This is a genomic window from Rhodanobacter sp. FW106-PBR-R2A-1-15 (genome assembly GCF_058789735.1).
The window spans coordinates 83,243-90,097 of the sequence record NZ_JBYTEM010000015.1 but is presented as its reverse complement, the minus strand read 5'-3'; the positions used below and the strand labels follow the sequence as shown (position 1 = coordinate 90,097).

Below are 6,855 nucleotides of genomic sequence, written 5' to 3'. Positions count from 1 at the left end.
CAAACTCGCACGTATCGCCTTCGCGCTGCTCAAAAACCAGTCCAACTACCGCGCCAAGGCGCATCAGATGGCTTGACTAACAACATAGAATCTCCTACCGATACCCGCAAAGCCCCGAGGAAACCCCATGAGCCGTACCATTCACTGCACCAAGCTCGGCATCGACGCCGAAGGCCTGGACTTCGCCCCTTGGCCCGGCCCGCTCGGCCAGCGCATCTACGCCGAGATTTCCAAGCGTGCCTGGCAGCAATGGCTGGCCCATCAGACCACTCTGATCAACGAATACCGGCTCAACCCGCTCGACCCGAAGGCGCGCAAATACCTCGGCGAGCAGATGGAGAAATTCCTGTTTGGCGGCGACTTCGACCATGCCGCCGGCTTCACTCCACCCAACCTGGAGTCTTGACGAAAAGCCGCGCATTCGGTCTAATGCGCGGCTCCACGCATCATCGGCAAGCCATCGCAGCTGCCCTGATCGCCAGCTTCCCGGCCGGGTAGCTCAGTTGGTAGAGCAGGGGATTGAAAATCCCCGTGTCGGCGGTTCGATTCCGTCCCCGGCCACCATTTACGACAGCGTTCAAGCCCACTTTCTCAGCGGGTTTTTCGAAGCTGCACGTATTTCATCCGCAGGAACAGCCCGGCAAGCAGCAGACCGAGGCTGAACATGCCCAGTTCACCCGGCTCCGGTACCGACACGGGCGGAGGGTCGACGCACGGCCCGCTGCCGCTGGCGCCGACTCCGTCCCCCGACACGATCCAGCCGCTGCAGCCGCCGACGACGCCCTGCACGTGTGCCACCGATGACCAGCGGTTACCGTTCTCCACAAACGGATTCCCGGTCAGCAGGTGCGAGAACGTCAGATCATAGGTCGCTGAATTGCCGGCCATGAACTGGCTGCCGGACGACCAGCCGAACGCAAGGTTGAACATGCCCGGCACTGAGCCGGTATTGAAACCGCTCGCGTTGTATAGCGTGCCGTTGCTCGCGCAAGCACCTGCGGCGCATGTGATCCCGGAGGAAGAGAGCACCTGATCGAGATAGAAGGCCCAGCCGACCGTGGATTTCTTGCTGCTCAACCCCTGTACAAAATCCGGCCCGGTCAAGTGGGAGGTCAGCACCAGCGTTCCCGTGCCCGAACCCACGGAAGATGTGAACTCGGCAGTGAGCCAGGGCGCACTGCTGCCATCCGGCGTGTTGCCGGCAAAAACGGTATTCAGATTGATACTGGCTGAGATCGGGGTCGCGGCGACCTGCAAGGGCAGCACGGTCAGTGCGGCCAGAGCAATGCCAGTCAGAACCAGGATCCTTTTCATGGTGTTTGACCTCCGTCGAGACTTGTCGCCGTCCGTCGCCAGGCAGCCCTGGACCTTTGAACCCCGGGTATCCATCGTTACCGGCAAGCACACTCCCACAGACAGTTTTAGAAGCACATTCCAGGCCAAGCCCATAAGCCGCTGGTTTGATTGAATTCGTGCTTGTTTCCAGCCAACAAACGCTGCAATTTTGTAAATTCTTCCGACAGTTTCGCCACCGGCGACGCAGCCCCGGGGCGAACAGGGATTACAGGACAGACCACCGAGGCTCGAGCGCCGACCAAGGCGCGGGGCGTTTTTTCGCGTTGCCGCAGGACTGCGGACGAACCGTTTCAAAGATTGATCCGCGCCGTCGCCAGAGATCGCGTACGTTGGCAGACCAAGAGGGACGCAGGTTCAGGACGCCCGCGATCACCGCAGCCCGGCGTAGTCCTGCATGGAGGGTGACGCCAGGCCGGTGCTGCAGCGGCGACCAACGATTCGCTGCGCCTGCTCAGCGAGCTTGCGCCCTATTGGAAGGATGTGACGGGTTGATGGCTCATGGCCATGCCATGCATCTGCTGAGTGCCCTGGCGATGCCGACGTTCGAGCTGCTCGACGCCTTGCACGTTCGACCCGGCAGAGACTGTCACCAAGCCTAGGCTGACCAGGCAAGCTCCGAACCGGCCATCCGGCACGGATCAACGCCATAGCTGGCTTTCAAAAAGCCCGCGATCAGGGAGCCTCGCAGTTGCTCGGGCTCGAACCCGAAGCGATGCGAGAATTTGCTGGCGGGCAGCGGGTTGTCACGCGCATCAGCGAGCCCTCGTGGCAACTCGTCTTTCGCCAGCCCCTCAAGCAGACGAAGGCGCAAGGGCACCACCGGATTGTTTCGCACCATGGGGTAACTTGTCGGCGTCGCGAATTGCTCGAAGCCGTAACAACGTACATAGAACTGGACATGCCGCGGATGCACCCCGATGACGATATCGGTCAAGCCGGCATGCAATGCATGGTGGACAGCCCAGCGCATCATACCGAACAGAACCCCGACGCCACGCGACGCGCCCCGGCGGCGATCCGCCAGCATCCCCACCTCAAGCAGGCGACGGCCCTTTCGCCGCAGTTCGTCCAGAGGTCCCGCGTATACGCTGTCCAGCGCGAGTCCCATGGGGTTGTCGCGGAACAGTGACATCGTGTAGCCGACTTCCTGTCCCTCTGCTCCCCATATCACACACGTATGCTTTCCCACGGCAGAGGGGACGGCATGCATGCCAAACGGGTTTTCGTCAATCAGCCCCATTTGCGAATAGCGCTCGTACACCAGCCGCCAGGCCGATTCCACCTGCTCAAGGCTGGTCGCGCAGAAACAGGGCTGCTCACTGGCGCGCAGCGCCGAACGATTGAGGCGCGCCGTAATGTCGACGACTGTCTCGGGTATTTCTACCGATTTGATTAAATTCATGCTTCAGTCGCCGGTCAGGGACGCGTTATTTCAAGGCATACTGCCCCCTTGACAACGCGGAGTCGCCCCCGTGTCTGTCGACGTCATCCAAGACGGGTATCGGTGCTGCAATGGATGTGTCTTCGCCACGCGACCAATGCAACGTGGTTTGACAAGGCGTGGCCATTCAAGTGCAAAAGGCCTCGCGTCGTGCTCGATTGTACGACCCCGTATACGATGATAGTGTGAACAGCGTCGCCATACGCGAAGACCCTCAGGAACCCGATCGTGTCCCGCTTCGCGCTGCACGTCGGCAGCCGAACATCGGCATGCGGCACGCGAGCGTTGCCACGATGGTGTTGGTCCGACAGGTGGCCACGCATGCGCCGACGTCGATCACGGCGGTCTCGCCTGGAAGACGCATCTTGGTGCACGCCGCTACCCCTGCGTATAGTGCTCATGTGGGCGAGCTGATTGCCGGGTACGCAAGGTAACCGTGATCGGCCGGAAGCAGTTGTCATATCGGACGGATGCGGACCGTGGATCGGCATACGAAAGAAGGCATTCTGTGCGCAGGCATTGCCGCACCCTCGGCGGACAACTCGCAGCCGTGGCGTTTCGCGTGGCGCGGCGACGACCTGGACCTTCGGATCGACGCCAGCCGCAGCGGCCACGGATCCGATACCCGATATGTCCTCAGCGACCTGGCCGCCGGCGCGTGCCTGGAAAACATGATCGTCCACGCGCGGTCGCTCGGTTATACGGCGGACCTGCAGCCCTTCCCGCAGCCCGACGACGAGCTGTGGGTCGCCCGCATCCGTTGGCGCCACGATCCCGAGCAGCCTCCCCACGAGCCGCTGGCTGGTGCCATCGCGCAGCGTCACACCGACCGCCGTTTTCCCTGGAGCGGCCCGATCACCGCCGATGCGCAAGCGCACCTGAATGCGCAGGCCCAGCTGATTCCTGGGCAGCGGCTTTGGTGGCCACAGACACCGCGTGAGAGAAATGCGGCACTGGATGTCATCAGGCAGGCCGAAACGCTGCGTTTCAGCAGCCCGACGCTGCACGCAGAACTGTTTTCGAGTATCCGCTTCGCCGTCGGCTGGCACTCCGCCTGCGAGGAAGGCCTGGCCCCGGCGACGCTGGCCGTGGAGCCGCCGCTGCGCCCGGTCTTCCAGATGCTGCGCCGTCCCGCGATGATGAGCATGTTCAACCGGCTGGGCGCGGCGTCGGTTCTGGGGTGGCGCTCGGCCTGGTTGCCGATCCGGTTGTCGCCCGGTCTCTGCCTGCTCGTCATTCCGTCCACGACCCGATCCGACGTACTCGCAGGTGGCCGCGCCCTGCAGCGCGTGTGGCTTCAGGCCACCCTCGACGGGTTGTCGGTCCAGCCGTATGCGGCGGCAGGGGTTCTCGGCCTGGGGTTCGTAGCCGTCGAACCGGCCTTTCAGCGACCGCTCTCGCGTCTGGGCGCGGCCCTGCACGACCTGTGCGCGCCGGGGTACGGGCTCGTGTTCTTGCGGCTTGGCCACGTACGGTCCGCACCGCGCGGTCGCAGCGGGCGACGAGCGCTCGAAAGTTTTGGTGCCTTCCACCAATAGCCTGGTCAGGCGCGACCTCCGCCTGTATGCGACGGCCCTCAGGCATTGCGCGCCCCTGGTTTTTCGCCCCTCCCACGCAGGGCGCTGGCGATGGAACGTCGAAACAGCAGCATGTCAGCTGCGCCTTCCGTTGCCCTTGCGGTTGCACGCGGCGAGGCGATGCGATTTCCACCGCGTGTCGAAATCCTTTACAAACGTGGATTGCTGCCAGCGTCGCCAGACAAACTGCAGCTAAAACAGCTCATTACATCCATATCGGGTCGCGCAACCCACTCGGCGGGATAGGCGGAAAGCTGCTTCGGCTGCCGGCGGCTCAGACGCGGCTTGCCGTAGAAACATATTTCCATTCAACAAGTTGGATCCATGCCCGTGAGGCAGCCAGCGGCGACACTACGGCGGGGCATCTGGTGAAGCAGCAGCTCCCCCGCATGGCCGGTGCGACATGGTGCCGGAATGTCTTACAAATATCGAGCGAACTTGCCAGCTCTGCATAAAAAATACCATATAAACCATTATGTTGTATTCATGGCATGCCCGTTGCTTTCAGGAGTTCGCAGGGCAACGTCAATCGGGCGCCACGGCCACTGCGATTACCCGGACTGGTTCTCAGTGGAGGAAAAATCATGATGAAAAAGAAAAGCATCGGAATCGCACTCGCATGCGCGCTGGCGCTGGGTGCATGGAGCGGATCGACGTTTGCAACTCCCACCAACGTGGGCGGTGTCGTGTGGGATCCCAGCAATCCGCTGGACCTGACCATCCAGGCAGTCAACTTCCGCGAATCGAGCATTTCGGGCGTCGGCAACGTACTGACCGGCTACGGGTTGATTTCCTCGTTCAACGGGATTACCGACTTTGGGTCGAGTATTGCGGCGGATAGCTTTTGTCCGGGTTGCGACCTCAACTTCACCTTCCAGTACACGGTGTCGAAGATTACCGGCAACCAGGTTGAGTTCAGTCCTGGGTCGATCAGCTTTTTCGTCGACAACACCAGCAGCTTCAATGTGCTGAATCCGACGACAGCCGGGGTCGGTACGCCGTGGCTCACCTTGTCCGGCCATACGGGCTCGGTGCTTGGGTTTGCGGGCACCGCGCAGCTTTTCTCCACGGTCGTTGGCACGGTTACCCATCCCTTGACTGGATCCAACGGACTTGGTTTCCTGGACGCGACCGGAGGTCCCGCGGCGTCCTTCTTCCAGACCCACACGCAAGCCGACGGGTTGGGTGGATTCGCGGACTTCACGCTCAATTCGGAGTTCCTGTTCAGCGCAGTCAGGACGTGCACGGGTATCTCACCGAATCCGGCCAACATCTGCCACTACCCGATTACGGGAACGGCCACATTGATCGGCAGAACGGTGCCCGAGCCGGGCGAAATGGGTCTGCTGGGCCTTGGCTTGGCCTTTCTGGGCTTGCTAGTACGGCGGCGCGGCAAAGGAAGCTGACGGGCACGCATAGAGCAGGAACCTCGTGATGCGTGCGGTTTGACGGTTGATGGCGCTGCTTCCCGAAGCGGCGCCATCAACTGTATGTCTGCGTTGAATGTTGGCGGGCTCGCCGTACCGGCCGGGCAACGGCTTTGCGCAGTAATGCCGAGGGTAGATGTCCCATGATGTCTGATGCATCGGACACGACTGAGCCGTTCGACTACGCCACGGCATTCAGCCGGACGATCGGCTGGATAACCACGACCGAGCAGGCGAGGCTTCGCTCCATGCGCGTGGCGATCGCCGGACTTGGCGGTGTTGGTGGCAGCCATCTGTTGACTCTGACCCGACTCGGCATCCAGTCGTTCAACCTGGCGGATCTCGACCGCTTCGGCACGGAAAATCTCAACCGGCAGGCCGGGGCATTCCAATCGACCATTGGCCAGCCCAAGGTCGACGTGGTGTCCCGGATGGCGCGGGATATCAATCCGGAGCTGGACATCAACAAGTTCCCCATCGGGGTCACCGTCGACAACATGGAGCAGTTCCTCTCGGGAGTGGATCTGTACGTCGATGGGCTGGACTTTTTCGTACTCGATATCCGCGCCCGGCTGTTTGCCTTGTGCGCCAAGCACGGTATTCCGGCGGTTACCGCGGCACCGCTGGGCATGGGTGCGGCGGTACTGGCGTTCCTGCCGGGTCACATGACCTTTGAGGAGTACTTCCGGCTGGAAGGTAGAACGACCGACGAACAGTTGCTGCGCTTCATGGTGGGTCTGGCGCCCGCCGTGCTGCATCAAGGCTATCTGGTCGACTCCTCGGCGGTGGACCTGGTCAACCACCGGGGACCATCGACGCCCATGGCATGTGAAATCTGCGCCGGGATCGCCGGTACCCAGGCGTTGAAGATCCTGCTTGGCAGGGGCAAGGTGCTCGCGGCGCCTCACGGCCTGCACTTCGATGCCTACCGCAACAAGCTCGCACGCACGTGGCGGCCCGGGGGCAACAACAACCCGCTGCAACGACTCATCCTGTCCATGGCGCGTCGCCGTTTCATGCGCCACTGAGCGGCACGCATGGACACCTGGGCTGC

6 protein-coding genes and 1 tRNA gene are annotated in these 6,855 nt (G+C 62.1%); 5 read left to right on the top strand and 2 right to left on the bottom strand.

Going from position 1 to position 6,855, the window contains the following annotated elements; translation table 11 throughout:
* The first annotated feature begins 127 nt into the window (after nt 1-127).
* Complete coding sequence (locus AC3WTD_RS09790; protein WP_492613673.1) at nt 128-406, top strand: oxidative damage protection protein; 279 nt, start codon at nt 128-130, stop codon at nt 404-406.
* An 82-nt stretch (nt 407-488) separates the two neighbouring features.
* Nucleotides 489-564: transfer RNA gene (locus tag AC3WTD_RS09785), tRNA-Phe, on the top strand.
* 27 nt (nt 565-591) lie between these two features.
* On the opposite strand, the gene AC3WTD_RS09780 is transcribed toward AC3WTD_RS09785, so the two are convergent.
* Both AC3WTD_RS09780 and AC3WTD_RS09775 read right to left on the bottom strand, forming a co-directional pair.
* Nucleotides 592-1,314, bottom strand: coding sequence for a hypothetical protein (locus AC3WTD_RS09780; RefSeq protein ID WP_492613672.1), 723 nt, complete (start codon nt 1,312-1,314; stop codon nt 592-594).
* 637 nt (nt 1,315-1,951) lie between these two features.
* On the bottom strand, nt 1,952-2,758 hold the full coding sequence (locus tag AC3WTD_RS09775; protein ID WP_492613671.1) for an N-acyl amino acid synthase FeeM domain-containing protein: 807 nt from the start codon (nt 2,756-2,758) through the stop codon (nt 1,952-1,954).
* Between the two features lie 509 nt (nt 2,759-3,267).
* Between AC3WTD_RS09775 and AC3WTD_RS09770 the strand changes: the two genes are divergently transcribed.
* From AC3WTD_RS09770 to AC3WTD_RS09760, 3 genes are all read left to right on the top strand, one after another.
* Nucleotides 3,268-4,335 (top strand): nitroreductase family protein, encoded by a 1,068-nt coding sequence (locus tag AC3WTD_RS09770; protein ID WP_492613670.1) that lies wholly within the window; start codon nt 3,268-3,270, stop codon nt 4,333-4,335.
* A gap of 626 nt (nt 4,336-4,961) precedes the next feature.
* Entirely contained in the window at nt 4,962-5,780 is an 819-nt protein-coding gene (locus tag AC3WTD_RS09765) for a PEP-CTERM sorting domain-containing protein (RefSeq protein WP_255324792.1), read from the top strand.
* Between the two features lie 164 nt (nt 5,781-5,944).
* Entirely contained in the window at nt 5,945-6,829 is an 885-nt protein-coding gene (locus tag AC3WTD_RS09760) for a ThiF family adenylyltransferase (RefSeq protein ID WP_492613669.1), read from the top strand.
* Nucleotides 6,830-6,855 lie beyond the last annotated feature (26 nt).